Source organism: Ulvibacter sp. 2210JD10-4, from assembly GCF_058148525.1.
The window spans coordinates 1-277 of sequence record NZ_JBYVJZ010000025.1; the positions used below are offsets into that span (position 1 = coordinate 1).

The following is a 277-nucleotide window of genomic DNA, read 5'->3' on the forward strand; positions in this document are numbered from 1 at the left end:
GGTCATAATAGGTGCCAAAGAACTTTGGTCTCCAGCCATATAATCACTTATTTTATTTGCTGGTCCGCGACGCGACGGGTATTTCTTGTTAGATGCGATTGCATCCGGATACCATTCTCCAAAATCCTGTTCCGCAACATATTGTACAAATGTATTTAAAACTTCATCCATCCACGTCCATTGACGTTCGTCGCTGTTCACGATCATAGGGACATAGTTGTGCCCTACTTCGTGAATGATCACACTCATCATTCAATACTTGGTACGTTCACTGTAA

1 pseudogene is annotated in these 277 nt (G+C 42.2%); it reads right to left on the minus strand.

The features are described 5' to 3' along the window. Nucleotides 1–277: pseudogene (locus ACY2RT_RS15335) on the minus strand (M1 family peptidase); the annotation flags it as partial.